Genomic DNA, 16,827 nt, shown 5'->3' with positions numbered 1-16,827 from the left:
CACATGTGTCTAGTAAGTTGCAGGGTCTAGCTCGGCGCAGGTCGGCGAGCTGGCTCTACGGATGTCGACAGAACAACGGTGAAGCCAGGCTGGCCAAGGCCTGGCGTCTATCGTTTGCCCGAAAGCGTCTTCTCGACGTAGCGCGCAAAATCCTCGACATCTTCTGCCGGAGGCTCCTGGCCGGTGAAGCTGCGCAGATAGGAGGCGACATGCGTGAGACGGGTGCTCATCGGCTCGTTGAGCTCGAGCGAGTAATAGCCGATCTGCATGAAATAGAGGACGCGGGCGCGCACGAATGCGTCCTCGTCCTCATAGCCATGCCGTTTGAACATGTCGCGTATGGCGTTGACGCGCTCTTCGTCGGCCTCGTCGAGCGCGCGCCTGATGGCGGGTGAGCGCCGGGCCCAGGCCCTGATCGCGAAATCCAGCCGGGGATCGAACAGCCTTTCATCCACCCAGCATTCGAAAATGCTCATCACGCCGCGGATGACGGTCGCGGAAGGTCGCAAGGCGCGCTCGACGATGAACCTCGTATTGGTCTGCCGCCAATAGTCCAGCAACTGGTCGAGCAGATCCTGGCGGCTCTTGAAATACCAGTAGAAGCTGGAGCGCGAGACGTCGAGCTGCTGGCCCAGCGTCAGCACGCGGACGCGTTCGACACCATCCGAGATCAGTGTCTCAAGCGCCAGCTTCAGCCAGTCTTCACGCGTGGCCTTGATGTTGCCGGTGACGCCGGCGCGCTGGGTCGTCGTTTCGAGAGCTGCCATCGGTACGACGCATGACACGCCGCATCAGGCAAATCAAGGCTATGGACATAGGTGTACAGAGCAATTCACCTGGGCGTAAAGAACGCTCCGCGGATACCAGTCGGGCTGGCTGTAACGGTTGGTCCGGGGATTTTTGTCGCGGCTGTTCGGCCAGTGCGTGCTTTCCCGCAAGGCATTTGTCTGGCAAATACCAGTTCACACGGATGCCGCCGCGCGGCCAACCAGCAGGAAAGACCAGATATGGCACAGTTTCGAAAGAACCTCATCGATGGCGAATGGGTCGGCGATGCCGGCTCCCGCAACATCAACCCCTCGGACACCGGCGATGTCGTCGGCGAATATGCCTCGGCTGGCGTCGAACAGGCCAAGCAGGCAATCGCGGCGGCCAAGGCGGCGTTTCCTTCATGGTCCCGCTCCGGTCCTCTGGCGCGCCATGCGGTGCTGAAGAAGGCATCCGACGAGATCATGGCGCGCAAGGATGAGATCGGCCGCAATCTGGCGCGTGAGGAAGGCAAGACGCTGGCCGAGGGCATTGGCGAGACCATCCGCGCCGCCCAGATATTCGATTTCTTTGCCGGCGAAACATTGCGCCTGACCGGAGAAATGGTGCCGAGCGTGCGGCCGGGCGTCGGCGTCGAGATCACCCGCGAGGCTGTCGGCGTGGTCGGCATCATCACGCCGTGGAATTTCCCCATCGCCATCCCGGCCTGGAAGATCGCGCCGGCGCTCGCCCATGGCAACACCATCGTCTTCAAGCCCGCCGAACTTGTTCCCGAAAGCGCCTGGTCCATCGTCGACATCCTTCACCGCGCCGGCCTGCCCAAGGGCGTGCTCAACCTCGTCATGGGCAAGGGCTCGGTGGTCGGCCAGGCGATGCTCGACAGCCCCGATGTCAACGCCATCACCTTCACCGGTTCGGTCGGCACGGGAAAACGCGTCGCCGCCGCAAGCGTCGAGCACATGCGCAAGTTCCAGCTCGAAATGGGCGGCAAAAACCCGCTGGTCGTGCTTGACGACGCCGATCTCGCGGTCGCCGTCGACTGCGCGCTCAACGGCGCCTTCTTTTCGACCGGCCAGCGCTGCACGGCCTCGTCCAGGCTGATCGTGACCGAAGGAATCCACGACCGTTTCGTAGATACGCTCAAGGAGCGGATGGGCAGACTGGTAATCGGCGACGCGCTCGACGCGCAGACCCAGATCGGCCCGGTCGTCGACGCGACCCAGCTGAAGCAGGACGAGGATTACATCGCCATCGGCGTCAGGGAAGGCGCCACGCTCGCCTTCGGCGGCGAACGACTCGACCGCAAGACGCCGGGCTTCTATCTCAGCCCGGCCCTGCTGACCGAAGCCACCAACGCCATGCGCAGCTCGCGCGAGGAGATTTTCGGACCTGTCGCCAGCGTCATCCGCGTCAAGGATTACGATGAGGCGCTTGCCGTCGCCAACGACACGCCCTTTGGGCTGACCTCGGGCATCTGCACCTCGAGCCTCAAGCACGCCACCCACTTCAAGCGCAATTCGGAGGCCGGCATGGTGATGGTTAACCTGCCGACGGCGGGCGTCGATTTCCATGTCCCCTTCGGCGGCCGAAAGGGCTCGAGCTACGGCCCGCGCGAACAGGGCCGCTATGCCATGGAGTTCTACACCACGGTGAAGACCGCCTATACATTCGCAGGCTGATCGGCGCCGGCCCCCGGGCCGGCGAACTTTCACCACGGAGCTGAGGCAATGACATCGCAGGACCTGACCTGGCTCAACCCGCCGCCGCATCACGCCATATCAGGCGAGTCGGTGCGCGTGCGCACCGGCAAGGAGACCGATTTCTGGCGCGAGACCTTCTACGGCTTCTGGCGTGACAACGGCCACTTCCTGCATCGGCCGGTCGAGGGCGATTTCACCGCCGAAGTCACCGTCAGAGGCGACTACAAGGTGCTCTATGACCAGGCCGGGCTGATGGTCCGGCTCAGCGAAACGCACTGGATCAAGGCCGGCATCGAATACACCGACGGCCTTGCCTATTTCTCCGTTGTCGTCACCAACGACACATCGGACTGGTCGCTGGTGGCCATTCCCGCCGGTCCGAACGGCGTCACCATCCGCCTGACCCGCCATGGCGAGGCGATCCGCGTCCAGTATCTCGACGCTTCGGACGGTCACTGGAAGCCGGTGCGGCTCGCCTATTTCCCGATCTCGAAGACGGTCGATGTCGGCATGATGTGCTGTTCGCCGCAGCGCGAAGGTTTCGAGGTCACATTCACCGGATTTTCGGTCGGCCCGCCGATTTCACGGGAACTCCACGACTGACGCTCCGGCCGGGGCCGGGCTTGCGTGGCCTGCGCGACCCGCAGGACATTGCGGCCGCGACGGCGTCTGGGCTAGGTGTTGCCGATGGGCATGTCGCGTTGGCGGGCAAAACTCAAAAAGGCGGTCCGTTCCACGGCGCTGAGATTTCTCGGCGTCCCTTCGGTGCTATGGTCGCAAGGCATCGCCCACTTCTGCGACGTCGCCGGACCCGATTGGTATCGCAACGCGCCGACCGAATCGACGCAGAGCGAGGCCTTTTTCCGTGACCACTATAGTGGCGCGCACGGCATCGTCTGGGTGCGGCTGAGCACATTGGCCAGGGAGGGGCGAAACTGCGACCTCGACACGTTCGCCAGGGTCGCCTTGCCGACCATCAACGCCCCATTCATCCTGCTGACGACCGATGGCGATGCCTCGGTTCCGTCGGAGCTGGCGAAGGACACCGTTGAGCGGCTGCTCGCCAACCCCTATCTGGTGTCCTGGTACAGCCAGAACTGCGATGGCGGTCATCCCAGGATCAAGCCGTTTCCGATCGGGCTGGACCTCCATACTCCACGCTCCTTCGCGACACCCGCCGGCCTGGTGCGGCAGTTGCAGACCCTGCGCGACCGGCAAGGCAGTGCGGATCGCCGTCCGCCCAGGATATTCTGTGATTTCAGCGTCAGCAGTGGCTCCAGCCAGCGTCGGGAGCTGCTTGATGCGCTGGACGGATGCCCGCATGTGGACTTCCTGAAAAGGCGTGTGTCGCAGCGCGGCATCTGGCGGCTGTATGCGCAATATCCGCTCGTGCTTTCGACCACCGGAAACGGCCTCGACTGCCACCGCACATGGGAGCTGCTCTATCTCGGCTGCATCGTGGTGACCAAGACCTCGCCGCTCGACCCTCTCTACGAAGGCCTGCCGGTCATCATTGTCGAGGATTGGCACGAGGTCAGGGATCCGGAAGCGCCGCGGCGCTGGATCGCCAAGGTCGCGTATCTGACGGAGCGGGACTATCTGTGGCGGCGTCTGCGGCCACAGGCCTATCTGGAGCCCCTCAGGCTGGAACTTCGGCAAGCTGCCGCTTCACCAGGGGACGTGTAGGATCTCCAGCTTCGGCAGGCCGACCGGCCGGATGCCGAGATCGTTGGCGAGCACCCCGAAGGCTTCGGTCTCGATCAGGTCGCGGTAGGGAAGTTCGGGGAAGCGAAGGCCGCCGCGATGCAGAGCGGCATCGACCAGAAGCATGGTTCCGCCGACCGCATCGAGGCCGATGATGTCGAGATGCCTGACATCGCTCAAGTGATATCGGTAAGGTGTCTGCCTGGGAGGCTGGTGCAGGCCGCCGCGTATCTCGCGGTAATAGCGATAATCCCTGGTCTGCCGCCGGATGACGAAGCTGTTGAGGTCGAAGCTGTCGCCGCCGGCGGTCTTGACGCAGTTGGGCACCGCGATGCGATGCCGCGTGGCGATCAGCCGGGTCAGCACATCGCCGGGAAAGCGCCAGACGTCGATATCGATCCACAGCGCCCAGTCGTCGTCTTCCTTCAGCCCATGATCGATCAGGTGATTTCGCACCTTGGCAATCGCGCCGCGCCTCACGCGTTGCGTCTTCGGCTTGGCCCGTTTTGCCCTGTCGAGCCTGGTGCCGACCTGTCTTTGCAGAAGCACAATGTCGCGATATTTGCCGGCTAGTCCCGCGGTCGCGGCCTTCAGCCGTTCCCAGCTGCCATCCAGGCTGTCGCCTTCGCAGAAGACCAGCTTGATCCTGTCCTTGGGGTAGTCGAGCCCGTCCAGCGCATCGAGAAAGGGTTGGATGAGGTCGGCGGCGTCGCGAAGCGGCACCAGGACGGCGATGTTCTGGCCCGAAGGCGGCGCCGCCGCCAGAACCGCCCTGTCGACGCCGGCTTTCGCCGCGGCCTCATCCATATGCGCCCCGCGCGTCAGGTGATAGCGAAGCCGATAGGCCCGGTTGCGCAGCCTGGTCGTCCATTTCGGTGGCGGCTCCGGGATCCACCATGTACCGGCCCAGTGATGGATCGAAAGTGCTGCCGCCTCGTCGCCGCCCTCATGCTCCGTGCTCCCGGCCGCGGTCACCGGCGTAAACAGGCCGGAAGGATGAATGGCAAAGGCTTCCTGATCGCCGTAGCTCCGATGGGCGGAGGTCAAAAGGCAGGGACCGGTCGCGTCGAGCACGTCCTTGGCGCCGGCGAGCCCGGGCATCATCGACAACAGATGCATCCAGAAGGGATGCCCGGGCGGGCTGGCGATTGTTCCGTTGAACAGAAGATAGGGCAGGCCCCGGAAATCCGCCTGGACGGCCGCATGCGACGCCGGCTCCTTGCACAGCACGATCCGGTTTTCGTCCATGATCGGATCGAAGGCGGCGACGCATTCGCAATCGATGTCGGCGTAGACGCCGCCAAAATGATGCAGCAGCATGTAACGGGCCGCATCCGAGCGCTGCACGCCCTTGGTGTAGCCGCAGAACATCGGCAAGAAATCAGGGTAGTGCTCGGCCACGAATTCGAGCAGCATCCGGTCGCTCCAGAACATCACCGTCCAGTGCGGATTGTGCCGCTTCCAGCTGTCGGCATATGCCTGGAAGCGCGCGGGAATGGTGTCGCCCTTCCAGGTCTGGTGCAGGATCGCCGGAATCATCCGGCAGCGCCGTTTGGTCCAAGCCCGTCACGCACGGCATCGCGGATCGCTTGCGGGCTGAACCTTGCCCATACCGCCTGATGCGCGCGAAGGCGTTGCCGCGCCCTGCGTTCGGGATCGAGACAAAGTCCGATGGCCATCTCGGCAAGCGTTTCGTCGGATTGAGACAGCAGCACCTCGTCGTTTTCGACCAGGTCCAGACCTTCGGCCGCGATCGGCGTGGCCACCACCGGCACGCCCGCGGACATGGCTTCAAGGATCTTGATTCGTGTGCCGCCGCCCGCCGTCAGCGGGACAATGGTGAGATGCGCGCTGGACAAGAGCGGCGCGACGTCCGCGGGATCTTCGATGAGCTCCACACCTGGCAATCCGGCCAATGCCTGCACCTCCGGAGTCGGCGTGCGTCCAGCCAGGACGAGTCTGGCACCCGGCAGGGCGTTTCGGATACGGGGCAGTATGAAACTGGCCAGCCGCTGGGCGGCATCGACGTTTGGCGGATAGGCGAGATGGCCGATGAACACGATCACCGGAAAGCCGTTGTCCGTCGACGGCTCGGCCGGCAGGCGTCCCAGACCATCCCCGGTTTGCGGGATTCCGTTGGGAACAATGTCGATCGGGATCTCGGGCCGGAAAAGCGTCATCAGCTTCTGGCGATCCAGCTTCGAACAGACCCATACCCTGTCGACGAGGGACAGTGCCTTTCTCTCGAGGAACCGGACGGCGAATGCCGCCGCGCTTCGCCTGGCGCTGAGGCGTCTGATCTGTCCGGCCAGGTCGGACTCGACATTGTGCATGTCGAGAATGAGCTGCTGCGCCAGCGGCCGCAGGGGCCGCAGCAGCTTGAACAGGCCGACGCCCTCGACAATGATGGTGTCCGGGCGGAACTCACGGGCGAGCATCTCAAGCCGTGTCAGGGCGGAACGCGGTATGCGACTCTCCGCCCTTGAGCGCCACCAGCCGATGGAGGCCGTGCGCGGCTCCCCTTCGATCGACAGGGCTTCGACCCGGATCAATGGATCGGGCACATTCCTTACTTTGTTCGGCTTGACCGAAACCAGGCAGACCGGTCCGAATCTGGCGGCCGCTTCGGCGTTGCGGTAGTTTCTCAGGTCCGAACCTGAAGCCGGCGGAAAGCCCGGGTCGTGCGACACGACCAGCGTACGCCTCTGGGCCGCCCGCTCAGGCTCGCCGGCAGCCGGTTGCGCGCCTGCGCTGTTCAATGCGGATGCCTGATGCTTTGCGCCAGGCAGGGGGCCCAATTCAGATGGCATTCAATACGATTCCGTGATCACAAGCATCAGCGCCACCTTGTTTAGCTGAACAAGGCTTTCGTCAAGCACTGTATCTTTTGAATACTGTCGCTTCGAGTCCTCGACGCGCAGCCAGGCTCACCGCCTCGACCAGGCAAGCCAGCGCGTAGCCAGACGCCTGCGCAAGGAGGTGAGCCGGGTTCGCCTGTAGGCGTCGCCCGCCATCTTGATGCCTTGTGCCTGTGTCGGGAAGGGATGGATGACGTCGGCCAGGGCGTGCAATCCCATGCCCGACCGGATCGCAAGCGTCACCGCATTGATCATCTCGCCGGCATGGGCGGCGACGACCGTCGCCCCCAGGATGCGGTCGGATCCTTCACGAACATGGATCTTGACGAACCCTTCTTCCTCGCCGTCCATCACGGCGCGCGCGACGTCATGCATCAGCACCGTATAGGTCTTGACCGGGATGCCGTCCCGCCGCGCCTCGATCGGATAGAGCCCGACATGGGCAATCTCCGGATCGGTATAGGTGCACCAGGGAACGACAAGGTCGCTGAGCCTTTCGCGGCCGCGAAACAGGGCATTGCGCACGACGATGCGCGCCGTTGCCTCGGCGGTATGGGTGAACTTGTATTCCAGGCACACATCGCCCGCCGCGTAGATGTGCGGATTGGTCGTCCTCAGGTGATCGTCCACCTTGATGCCGTTGGCGTCATACACCACACCGGCCTCTTCCAGGCCGAGACCCTCGACATTGGGCGAACGGCCGACGCCGGTAATGATCTCGTCGACGGAGATCGTCGTCGTGTCGCCGTCCCGCAAAAGGTCGGCGAACTTCCTGCCGCCTTCCTTGCGCACCACCACCACCTCGGTGTTCAGGCGCACCTCGATCCCTTCGCGTGCCAGCGCGTCCGAAAGGATCTGCGCGGCGTCGCGTTCCTCGCCGGGCAGGAACATCGGATCGTTCTGTGCCAGGATGACCTTCGACCCGAGCAGGCAGAAGGCCTGCGCCGTCTCGCAGCCAAGCGGACCGCCGCCGATGACCAGCAGCCGCTCAGGACATTGCGTGAGGTTGAACATGCTCTCATTGTCGAGATAGCCGGCCTCGGCAAGTCCGGGAATCGCCGGCCCGCTCGGATGCGCGCCGGTCGCGACCAGGGCCTTCTTGAAGCGCAGCGTCTTGCCGGCGACTTCAACCGTGTCCGGTCCGCCAAAGCGGGCTTCACCGAAATAGAGGTCGATGCCTTCCGAAGCGATGGCCGCGGCCGAATCGGCGCGGCTGAGCCGCTGCCGAATCTGCCGCATCCGCATCATGGCCCGCTCGAAGTCGACGGGAAGACGCGCCGGCGTGTCGCCGCCGAAATTCTCGGCATCGCGCATGTCGGCATAGAGCCTGGCCGTGCGGATGATCGACTTCGACGGGATGCCGCCGACATTGATGCAGGCGCCGCCGATCAGCCCGCGCTCAATCAGCGCGACCTTTGCGCCAAGGCTCGCGGCGTCACGCGCCGCGGTCAGCCCGGCCGGTCCGGCGCCGATGACGACGAGATTGTAGAGGCCGTCGGGGGTAGGGTTTTTCCAGTGCGGCGGATGCGCGCCTCGGATCAGTTCGACATCGTTGCGGTCGACAGGGAATGTGGCCGCCTTTGTCTGTTCACGCGCCATCGTGGGCTCCTGACGCGGAGCCTGCTGGCTGTGCGAGCCAGCCGCCGGTGAAGCCCGCCTTGCCCAGGCCGCGGCGGATGTGGGGATTGGAGCGCATCAGCTCCCAGATCAGGCGCGAGCGGTGGTTCTCGATCATCATCACCACGATGCCCTGGTCCAGCCCGTAATGGCCTTCCGACACCCAGCCGTTGCGGCCGAATTTTCGCCGGTTGGCCAAGGTCGGATTGAAGCCGCTCGGCAGGCGGAAATTGTCGATCACCTCGGGGTAGCGATCACCGAGATGGCGCAAGGCGGCCAGGCAGATGTCGGGTGCGAAGGGCAGCGACGCTGGATAGGACCATGGCGCGATCGTCCCGTCATCCGGCCCGAACGGCGCGCCGCGCGCGGCATAGCCCGAAAACCGGTGCCTCCGCCGCTCCACGCTGGCGCGGAAGCCGCCGGGTCCGTCTCCCGCCGAAAGGCCCCAAAGGTTCTCGCCATAGCCGTCGAAGCCATAGGGGTTGTGACGGGCATAGTTGCGGTGGAGATAGGTCGAGCGGCGGCTGTTTTCGAAATAGTCCGAATTCTTCTCGCGCATGAAAGCGTCGCGGATACCGGCGAAATCGATCCAGGCATGTGAGAACTGGTGCATGAACAGCGGTCCGCCATAGAGCACGTCATGGCCGTAGATGTTTTCCCACTGGTAGGTTGCGGTCCAGGCTTCATAGCTGTCGTCCGAAGTCGGGCTTTCGGGCGAGGCCATCGACAGCACGTAGAGGATGGTCGCCTCGTTATAGCCTTCCCAGCCATAGTGGAGAAAACCGCTCTTCGGCTTCCAGCCTTGCCGCAAGGTCGGGCTGCTGCCTTGCGCCCAGCGCCAGTCGACGCGCCGGTAGAGCGCTTCGGCCAGTCGCCGGATTTCGGCTTCCTTCTCGTCCGCGCCTGCGAAATAGGCGCTGGCCACCAGCATGCCGGCCAACAGCAAGGCGGTATCGACCATCGACAGTTCGCAGCGCCAGACGCGCAAGCCCGTGCGCATATCGAGGAAATGGTAGTAGAAGCCCTTGTGGCCGGTGACGTCGTCGCCACCGCCTTGCGGGCTGGCCGAGAAGAAACGCAGCGCCGCCAGCGTCAGCTCCGCCGCCGCCGCGCGTGTCATCCAGCCGCGCTCGACGCCGATCGGATAGCAGGAGAGGGCGAAACCGACGACGGCGATGCTGGCCGGCGAATTCGGCCGCGACGTGTCGGCGACCAGACCGTTGTCGGGGTTCACAGTCTCCAGGAAATAGCCGAAGGCGGCGCGCTGATAGCGGTCCAGAAGCTCGTCATCGGACAGTGCTGCAGGATCTGCTTCAGGCAAGCGATGCAAACTCCAGTCTGGTGGCCGCGACCTCCGGCGATCGCGTGGCGCCGGGACGGCGGCCATAGGTCATCGCCAAACTGTCTCGTCGTGTCATGGCTTTCCCGCAAACCCTATTCTGTCGCCGCCCATACAGACATCGGCGACTATACGCCTGTCCAGTTCCGATGGTTGCCTCGTCACGCGGAATTGTAGTTGCACCGGCCAATGTGAGGATGTTCCGGCCCGGATCAATAAGTGGCGCGGCCGCCGGAGACATCGAAGACGGCGGCGGTCGTGAACGAGCATTCTTCCGAGGCGATCCAGCAGATCAGCGCCGCTACTTCCTCGACCTCGCCAAAGCGCGCCATCGGAATCTTGGACAGCATGAAGTCGATGTGCTCCTGTTTCATCTGCTTGAAGATCGCGGTGCGCACGGCCGCAGGCGTCACGCAATTCACCGTCACCTTGGTCTTGGCCAGTTCCTTGCCGAGCGACTTGGTCAGGCCGATCACCGCCGCCTTGGACGTGCTGTAGGCGGAAGCATTGGGATTGCCTTCCTTGCCGGCGATCGAGGCGATGTTGACGATGCGGCCATAATTGCGTTCCAGCATGTGCGGCACCAGCGCCTTGTTGCAGTAGAAGACGCCGTTGATGTTGATGTCGATGACCTTCTGCCAGTCCTCGACCGAATAGGCCCAAGTCGTCATGTTGGGCCCGGTGATCGCCGCGCTGGTGACCAGGACGTCGACGCTGCCAAGCGCCTCGATCGTCCGTGCGGCGGCGCCTTGAACGCTGGCGGCATCGGCAACGTCAACGGCAACGCCGTGCAGGCCAGGGATGATGGTTTTGGCCTGTTCGATCTGGGCCTGATCACGGTCCCAGACGCTGACACTCCCGCCCTCCTCGACGATCCTTTGCGCAACCGCCAGCCCGATGCCCGAGGCTCCGCCGGTGATGACGGCCGATCGGCCAGCGAAGCGTCCCGCGAAGTTCATCGGCATCTCATTCTCCCTGCATGTCGGCTGATGGCGCCATTCGTGGAGACTGTGGGGGCACGGTCGATCGAGTTCAAGCCGACATGCAGATCGATCGTCTGGGCCAATGAGGCGGCGACGACTGGGGATTTCCTGGCACGGCCAGCTACCGATCTCCCCGATGCTGAAAAAACTGCAAAAACAGCTCCCGCTCGGTGGTGATGTCGAGCTTTTCATAGATGCGCCGGCGATGGTTCTTGACGGTGCCGACGGTGATGCCGAGCCGCTCGGCGATGTTGGCGGTCGGATGGCCGGCGAGGATCAGCTGCACCAGCTCGCGCTCGCGCAGCGACAGTTCCGGCCAAAGGCTCATCGGGATGGTCGGCTTCTGCTGCGGCGAAGCGCCGGGAGCGGTCGGGGCCGAGGTGCGCGCAAAGTCACTGCCGCGCGCCTTGATATCGAGCGCGTGCAGCGCTTCGAACACCGGCAGCCGCTCGTCCAAAAGGGCGATCTCGCTGTCCTTGAACGAAGCGGTCGAACGGTCGAGGAAGATGCCCAGGCACCAGTCGCCGCCATCGGCCAGCATGATGCCGACCTCGTCGCAGATTTCTGATTGCGTCAGGAAGCGGGCTATGTACTGGCCTCGCTTGGCCTCGTCATCGGCAAGCCGCTTCAGCGGCATGATGCCCAGTCGGCGCTCGCAACGCCACGAGGCATAGAACGGATCGAAGACGTAGTAATTGTCGAGATAACGCTTGACCATCTCGTCCGAGAAACGCCGGTGCTTGACGAATTCCGGTGCCTGGGTCGTCGAATAACGCGTCACCGTGACGAGGTCATGCTCGATGTCGGCGCCGATCAGGTCGATCAGGAAGTCGACGTGCCGATCGGTGCCGGTGGCTGCGATCGCCTTGGCGAGCGGCGCCCAGATATTACCCATGCGCATGTCCTCTTCTCGGCGAACCGCGCCTGCCCGTCATTGTGTCTTTAGGCATATGGCGCGATCCGGCCCCGAGAATCTAGCCTGCGGTCATTCTCGAAGAGGGAAGGCGACCCGTGGACCAGATCACTACCAACCCCATCGTCATCGGCATCGACGCCGGCGGCACCATGACCGACACGATCCTTGTCGACCAGGACGGCCATTTCAAGATCGGCAAGTCAGCGACCACGCCGAAGAACGAGGCCGAAGGTTTCCTCGCCTCGGCGGAGGACGCGGCCGATGCCTGGGGCATTTCGCTGGAGCAGCTGTTTTCCGGCGTCAACGTCGTGCTCTATTCCGGCACCGGCATGCTCAACACGCTGTTGTCGCGCACCGGCCGCCGGCTCGGCCTGATCACCACCAAGGGCCTCGAAGACATGATCCTGATGGGCCGCGGCCTGCAGGCCTGGGCGGACTATTCCTATGCCGACCGGCTGCACGCGGTGACCCATCAGCATCCCGATCCGCTGGTGCCGCGGCGCCGCACCCATGGCGTCACCGAGCGCATCGACCAGTTCGGGGACATCATCCTGCCGCTCTACGAGCATGAGGTAGCGGCCGCCGCCAGGAAGCTGATTGCCGACAAGGTCGAGGGCATCTGCATCATGACCATCTTCTCGCACGTCAATCCCGTGCACGAGAAGCGCATCGCCGAGATCTGCCGCGAGGAGATCGCCAAGGCCGGAACCGACATCCTCGTCTACACCAGCCATGAGGTGCGTCCGGTCATTCGCGAGCAGTCGCGGCTGAACTCGGTGCTGATCGAGGCCTATGCCACCTCGCGCGGCCGCAAGCAGCTCAAGGGCATCGAGGATGTCTCCAAGAAATACGGCTTCAAATATGGCGTGCAGACGCTGCTCTCCTTCGGCGGCCTGACCTCGATCAACCATCCGCGCCTGCACGAAACCATGATCTCCGGCCCGATCGGCGGCATTCTGGGCGCGGCCTATGTCGGCAAGCTGATCGGCAACGATTCGCTGATCTGCTCGGATATGGGCGGCACCTCCTTCGACATGGGCGTCATCACCCGTGGCCAGACCCGGATCGAGAACGAGCCGTTGATGGACCGCTTCAAGCTCAACGTGCCGACGCTGCATCTCGACACGATCGGCGCCGGCGCCGGCATGATTCTCAAGGTCGACCCGCTGACCAAGAAAGTCTCGCTCGGACCGGAAAGCGCCGGTTCCGATCCCGGCCCGATCTGCTTCGCCAAGGGCGGCACCGAACCCACCATCGCCGATTGCGACGCCATCCTCGGCCGCCTCAACCCGCACTATTTCCTGGGCGGCAAGGTCGTGCTGCAGGTCGAGAAGGCGAGAGCCGCCTTCCAGGAAAAATGCTCGCGCCTGCTCGGCGTCGGTGTCGAGGAAGCCGCCGAAGGCATGATCGACATGCTGGAGGCCGACGCCAACAACGCGTTGCGCCGCGTCATCTCCGGCCAGGGCATCCACCCTTCCGAGTTCACGCTGCTCTCTTACGGCGGCTCTGGTCCGCTGCATCTCGCCGGCTGCTCCAGGGGCATCGGCTTCAAGGACATTATCACCTTCCAGTTCGCCGCCGCCTTCTCGGCCTTCGGCTGCACAACAGCCGATTTCATGCGCCGGCATTCGGTGTCGACGCAGCACGACATCGGTGCGCGGGCGAGCGATGAGGAGCTGCTCGCTTTCGGCAAGAAGGTCACCGCTGTCTGGGACGATCTCACCAAGGCAGCGGTCGACGAGATGATCGTGGACGGCCACGCACGCGACAAGATCAAGACCGTGCCTTTCCTGATGATGCGCTACACCGGCCAGCTCGAGGACGTCGAGGTGATGGCGCCGCTATCGGCTATTCAATCACCCGACGACATGCGCAGGGTCGTCGACGAGTTCGAGACGGTCTACGCCAAGGTCAACCACCGCGTTTCGCGCTACGGCGAAGCCGGCTTCTCGATCACCGAGCTCGGCCTCATCGCCACCGCCGACAAGGTCAAGCCGGTGCTCTTGAAGCGCCCGCTCGGCAAGTCGGATCCGGCGTCCGCCCACAAAGGCGTGCGCGAGGCCTATATTGGCGGCCGCTGGCACAAGGCCAATCTCTACGAGATGGATCTATTGCAGCCCGGTCACGAGGTCATCGGCCCGGCCATCATCGAACATCCCGCCACCACGCTCGTCGTTCATCCGCAGGACCGTGTCCATGTCGATGAATGGACGCTGCTCCACTACACCCACGCTTGAGAAGGGCTGTTACCATGCTGGACAAACCCGCCTCCGCGCTGCGCATCCGCGAACGGCTGATCGAATCCGAACGGCTCATGGAGGAGACCGGCTGCTATGACGGCATCGCCGAATTGCAGCTGCGCAACCAGGATCCGCTGAAATTCGAGACGCTGCACACCAAGCTGCGCGCCTATTGCGTCTCGGCGCGCGAAATGGCCCGCCGCATCTCAGCCTCGCCCGGCGTGCGCGAGGTCGGCGAGATGGTCGTCGCCATCTACACGCCGGAAGGCGATGCGATCGCGCTCTCCAACGGCATCATGGTGCATGTGCACACGATGAGCCGCTTCATCAAATGGATGATCCGCAACGGCTACGAGGAAAACCCTTGCATCCGCGACGGCGACATCTTCGCCAACAACGATGCCTTCATCGGCACCGTCCAGGTGCCCGATGTCATGGACGTGGTGCCGATCTTCCATTCGGGCAAGCTGGTCGGCTGGGCGGGGGCGGTCTGCCACGAACTTGAGGCCGGCGGCATCACGCCTGGCGGCGACGTGGCGCTGGCCCAGGAGCGCTTTACCGAGGGCCTGTTCGTCTGTGCTGAAAAGGTCGGCGAGAACGACGAGATCCGCCGCGACTATGTCATCCGCTGCGAACGCAATCTCAGGATGCCGATCTACTGGGTGCTCGACGAGAAGGCCAAGGTCGCCTCCTGCATCGACATGCGCGAAAGCGTCAAGGCGCTGATCGACGAGATCGGCCTCGACTACTGGATGCGGGTGTCGAAGGAATTCATCGAGGAAGGCCGTCGCGCCCAGCTCGCCCGCACGCGCCAGCTCACCGTGCCCGGCATCTATCGCGGCCATACCTTCTACGGCCATGTCACCGCGGGCAAACCGGGCTATCAGCCGCTCGGTGATCCCGACTGGCTCTACAACATGCCGATCGAGATGGAGATCACCACCGACGGCAAGATCATCATGGACTTCGAGGGCACGCAGCCCTGGGGCTACCATTCGATGAACTGCACGCCCGCCGGCATGGATGGCGGCATGTTCGTCACCTTGACCCAGCACATGAATTTCGAGGGCCTGGTCAATGACGGCGCCTGGATGGCGACCGAGCTGAAATTGCCGCACGGCACCTGGACCAACCCGGACAATGAGATGGTGGCGACCGCCACCTCATGGGCCTTGCTTTTGCCGGCCTACGGCGTGTTCCAGCGGCTGTTGTCACGCGCCTTCATCGGCCGCGGCTTTGTCGAGGAAGCCTTCGTCGGCCAGGTCAACAGCCCGATGATCGAGATGGGAGGCACCAGCCAGTATGGCAAGCTGTTCGGCATGGCGCATTTCGAATGCGCGGCAGCCGGCTCCGGCGCGCTGGCGATCAAGGATGGGCTCGACACCGCCTATGTCGGCTGGAACCCGGAATCCGACATGGGCAACATCGAGATCTGGGAGCAGAACATGCCGATGGTCTATATCGGCCGCTCGATCGTTCCCAATTCCGGCGGCGCCGGCAAATATCGCGGCGGCTGCTCCTTCATCTCGACCTGGCTGGTCTCGAAGACCGACCATCTCAGGCTGGTTACATCAGAGCATTCCTCGCGCGTGTTCGACAATGGCGGTATGTGCGGCGGCTATCCGGCGCCGACCTGCCAGAAGCACCGCGCCGTGCGCAACTCCAACATCTTCGAACTCGCCGAAAAGCGGGCGCCGCTCGCGCATCACACCGGCACCAACCCGCATCGCTCGGAACTCGAACTGCGGCTGCAGGGCGAGCATGTGACCATGGAAGGCCCCTACATCACCGCGCCGCACAAGACCGGCGACGTCTTCACCCACTCCTACAATGGCGGCGGCGGCTATGGCGACGTGCTGGAGCGCGACCCGCTCAAGACGGCCATGGATGTCGAGAACGGCTATCTGACCAAGGAAGTGGCAGAAGGCATCTTCGGCATCATGCTGGATGAGGACGAGGAAGGTTACCCCGTCGCCAACATCGAGGCCACGAAGCGTCACCGCGCCGAAATGCGAGCGAGGCGGTTGGCCCAGGCAAGGCCGGTAGCCGAGTGGATCGCCAGCGAACGCAGCCGTGTCGAGAAGGCCGATTTCGCCCCCGAGGTGACGAAAATGTATGCCAGCGCGATAAAACTGTCGTCGCGCTTCACCAGGGAATTCAGTGATTTCTGGAACGTCGACGCCAAATCGATCTTCATGCCGGGAGCAAAGCCATGACCTCGTACAGCAAGGAAGTCATCGCCGATCTGGTCGCGGGCACGCTGCCCTGGCCGCAGACGCGCCGCGTCATGAGCGCCTACAAGGACGACGACCGTTTCTTCAAATATGTCGCGGTGCTGCAGGACCGTGTCGGCTGGAAGGACCCGATCCTGCTGCCGGTCTCGGATCATCTGTTCATCTGCCAGAGCGGCGACGAGCGCGTGACGCGCTGCGAGTGCGGCCATTCCTTCGGCGACTATCGCAAGAACTGGAAGCTGAAGGCCGCGATCATCGTGCGCAACACCGAGGAATCGCTGCGCGAGATCTACCCCAACAGCGATATCCCCGATCCGCAGTGGATGGAGATCCGAGAATTCATCTGCCCGGAATGCGGCACCATGCACGAGGTGGAAGCAGCCGCGCCCGGCTATCCCATCGTGCACGATTTCCAGCCCGACCTCGAAGGCTTCTACCGCGAATGGCTGGGCAAACCGCTTTAGGGGA

General features: G+C 63.7%; 13 protein-coding genes. 6 read left to right on the top strand and 7 right to left on the bottom strand.

Annotated elements, in window-relative coordinates:
* Positions 1-107 precede the first annotated feature (107 nt).
* Entirely contained in the window at positions 108-767 is a 660-nt protein-coding gene (locus AC1DPX_RS01815; RefSeq protein ID WP_202356549.1) for a TetR/AcrR family transcriptional regulator, read from the bottom strand.
* Positions 768-1,007: 240 nt separating this feature from the next.
* Between AC1DPX_RS01815 and AC1DPX_RS01810 the strand changes: the two genes are divergently transcribed.
* The 3 genes from AC1DPX_RS01810 (at position 1,008) to AC1DPX_RS01800 (ending at position 4,154) form a co-directional block, all read left to right on the top strand.
* A complete protein-coding gene (locus AC1DPX_RS01810; RefSeq protein ID WP_477234195.1) occupies positions 1,008-2,447 on the top strand; it encodes an aldehyde dehydrogenase family protein in 1,440 nt (479 codons plus the stop codon).
* A gap of 48 nt (positions 2,448-2,495) precedes the next feature.
* On the top strand, positions 2,496-3,071 hold the full coding sequence (locus tag AC1DPX_RS01805; protein WP_202356547.1) for a DUF1349 domain-containing protein: 576 nt from the start codon (positions 2,496-2,498) through the stop codon (positions 3,069-3,071).
* 84 nt (positions 3,072-3,155) lie between these two features.
* Positions 3,156-4,154, top strand: coding sequence for a hypothetical protein (locus AC1DPX_RS01800; protein ID WP_477234194.1), 999 nt, complete (start codon positions 3,156-3,158; stop codon positions 4,152-4,154).
* Here AC1DPX_RS01800 and AC1DPX_RS01795 read toward each other — a convergent pair.
* The 6 genes from AC1DPX_RS01795 to AC1DPX_RS01770 form a co-directional block, all read right to left on the bottom strand.
* Positions 4,137-5,711 (bottom strand): glycosyltransferase, encoded by a 1,575-nt coding sequence (locus AC1DPX_RS01795; RefSeq protein ID WP_202356545.1) that lies wholly within the window; start codon positions 5,709-5,711, stop codon positions 4,137-4,139. The genes AC1DPX_RS01800 and AC1DPX_RS01795 overlap by 18 nt on opposite strands.
* Complete coding sequence (locus AC1DPX_RS01790) at positions 5,708-6,724, bottom strand: glycosyltransferase family 4 protein (protein ID WP_477234192.1); 1,017 nt, start codon at positions 6,722-6,724, stop codon at positions 5,708-5,710. The genes AC1DPX_RS01795 and AC1DPX_RS01790 overlap by 4 nt, the downstream gene beginning before the upstream one ends.
* 375 nt (positions 6,725-7,099) lie before the next feature.
* The gene (locus AC1DPX_RS01785; RefSeq protein WP_477234190.1) at positions 7,100-8,629 is read right to left on the bottom strand and encodes a mercuric reductase; all 1,530 of its coding nucleotides are present in this window, start codon (positions 8,627-8,629) and stop codon (positions 7,100-7,102) included.
* Positions 8,619-9,968 carry a glucoamylase family protein gene (locus tag AC1DPX_RS01780; protein WP_477234188.1) on the bottom strand — a complete coding sequence of 450 codons (1,350 nt, stop codon included), beginning with the start codon at positions 9,966-9,968 and terminating at the stop codon, positions 8,619-8,621. Before AC1DPX_RS01780 ends, AC1DPX_RS01785 begins: the two co-directional genes overlap by 11 nt.
* Before the next feature lie 230 nt (positions 9,969-10,198).
* Entirely contained in the window at positions 10,199-10,951 is a 753-nt protein-coding gene (locus AC1DPX_RS01775) for an SDR family NAD(P)-dependent oxidoreductase (RefSeq protein WP_477234186.1), read from the bottom strand.
* Between the two features lie 139 nt (positions 10,952-11,090).
* On the bottom strand, positions 11,091-11,870 hold the full coding sequence (locus AC1DPX_RS01770) for a helix-turn-helix transcriptional regulator (protein ID WP_477234184.1): 780 nt from the start codon (positions 11,868-11,870) through the stop codon (positions 11,091-11,093).
* Positions 11,871-11,980: 110 nt separating this feature from the next.
* On the opposite strand from AC1DPX_RS01770, the gene AC1DPX_RS01765 reads away from it, so the two are divergent.
* Genes AC1DPX_RS01765 through AC1DPX_RS01755 form a run of 3 tightly spaced genes read left to right on the top strand, consistent with a single transcriptional unit; the run spans position 11,981 to position 16,823 of the window.
* Positions 11,981-14,122, top strand: coding sequence for a hydantoinase/oxoprolinase family protein (locus AC1DPX_RS01765; protein WP_477234182.1), 2,142 nt, complete (start codon positions 11,981-11,983; stop codon positions 14,120-14,122).
* Positions 14,123-14,136: 14 nt separating this feature from the next.
* Entirely contained in the window at positions 14,137-16,341 is a 2,205-nt protein-coding gene (locus AC1DPX_RS01760; RefSeq protein ID WP_477234180.1) for a hydantoinase B/oxoprolinase family protein, read from the top strand.
* Positions 16,338-16,823, top strand: a complete 486-nt coding sequence (locus tag AC1DPX_RS01755) for an acetone carboxylase subunit gamma (protein WP_477234178.1) — start codon at positions 16,338-16,340, stop codon at positions 16,821-16,823. The genes AC1DPX_RS01760 and AC1DPX_RS01755 overlap by 4 nt, the downstream gene beginning before the upstream one ends.
* Positions 16,824-16,827: the final 4 nt, after the last annotated feature.

It is taken from the genome of Mesorhizobium sp. 01N446 (genome assembly GCF_056399285.1).
The sequence above is the reverse complement of the archived record's forward strand: the minus strand, read 5'-3'. Positions and strand labels throughout refer to the sequence as shown.

Coding starts and splice junctions, on each gene's coding strand:
- AC1DPX_RS01815 (WP_202356549.1), bottom strand. CDS start 767: ATGGCAGCTCTCGAAACGACGACCCAGCGCGCCGGCGTCACCGGCAAC.
- AC1DPX_RS01810 (WP_477234195.1), top strand. CDS start 1,008: ATGGCACAGTTTCGAAAGAACCTCATCGATGGCGAATGGGTCGGCGAT.
- AC1DPX_RS01805 (WP_202356547.1), top strand. CDS start 2,496: ATGACATCGCAGGACCTGACCTGGCTCAACCCGCCGCCGCATCACGCC.
- AC1DPX_RS01800 (WP_477234194.1), top strand. CDS start 3,156: ATGGGCATGTCGCGTTGGCGGGCAAAACTCAAAAAGGCGGTCCGTTCC.
- AC1DPX_RS01795 (WP_202356545.1), bottom strand. CDS start 5,711: ATGATTCCGGCGATCCTGCACCAGACCTGGAAGGGCGACACCATTCCC.
- AC1DPX_RS01785 (WP_477234190.1), bottom strand. CDS start 8,629: ATGGCGCGTGAACAGACAAAGGCGGCCACATTCCCTGTCGACCGCAAC.
- AC1DPX_RS01775 (WP_477234186.1), bottom strand. CDS start 10,951: ATGCCGATGAACTTCGCGGGACGCTTCGCTGGCCGATCGGCCGTCATC.
- AC1DPX_RS01770 (WP_477234184.1), bottom strand. CDS start 11,870: ATGCGCATGGGTAATATCTGGGCGCCGCTCGCCAAGGCGATCGCAGCC.
- AC1DPX_RS01760 (WP_477234180.1), top strand. CDS start 14,137: ATGCTGGACAAACCCGCCTCCGCGCTGCGCATCCGCGAACGGCTGATC.
- AC1DPX_RS01755 (WP_477234178.1), top strand. CDS start 16,338: ATGACCTCGTACAGCAAGGAAGTCATCGCCGATCTGGTCGCGGGCACG.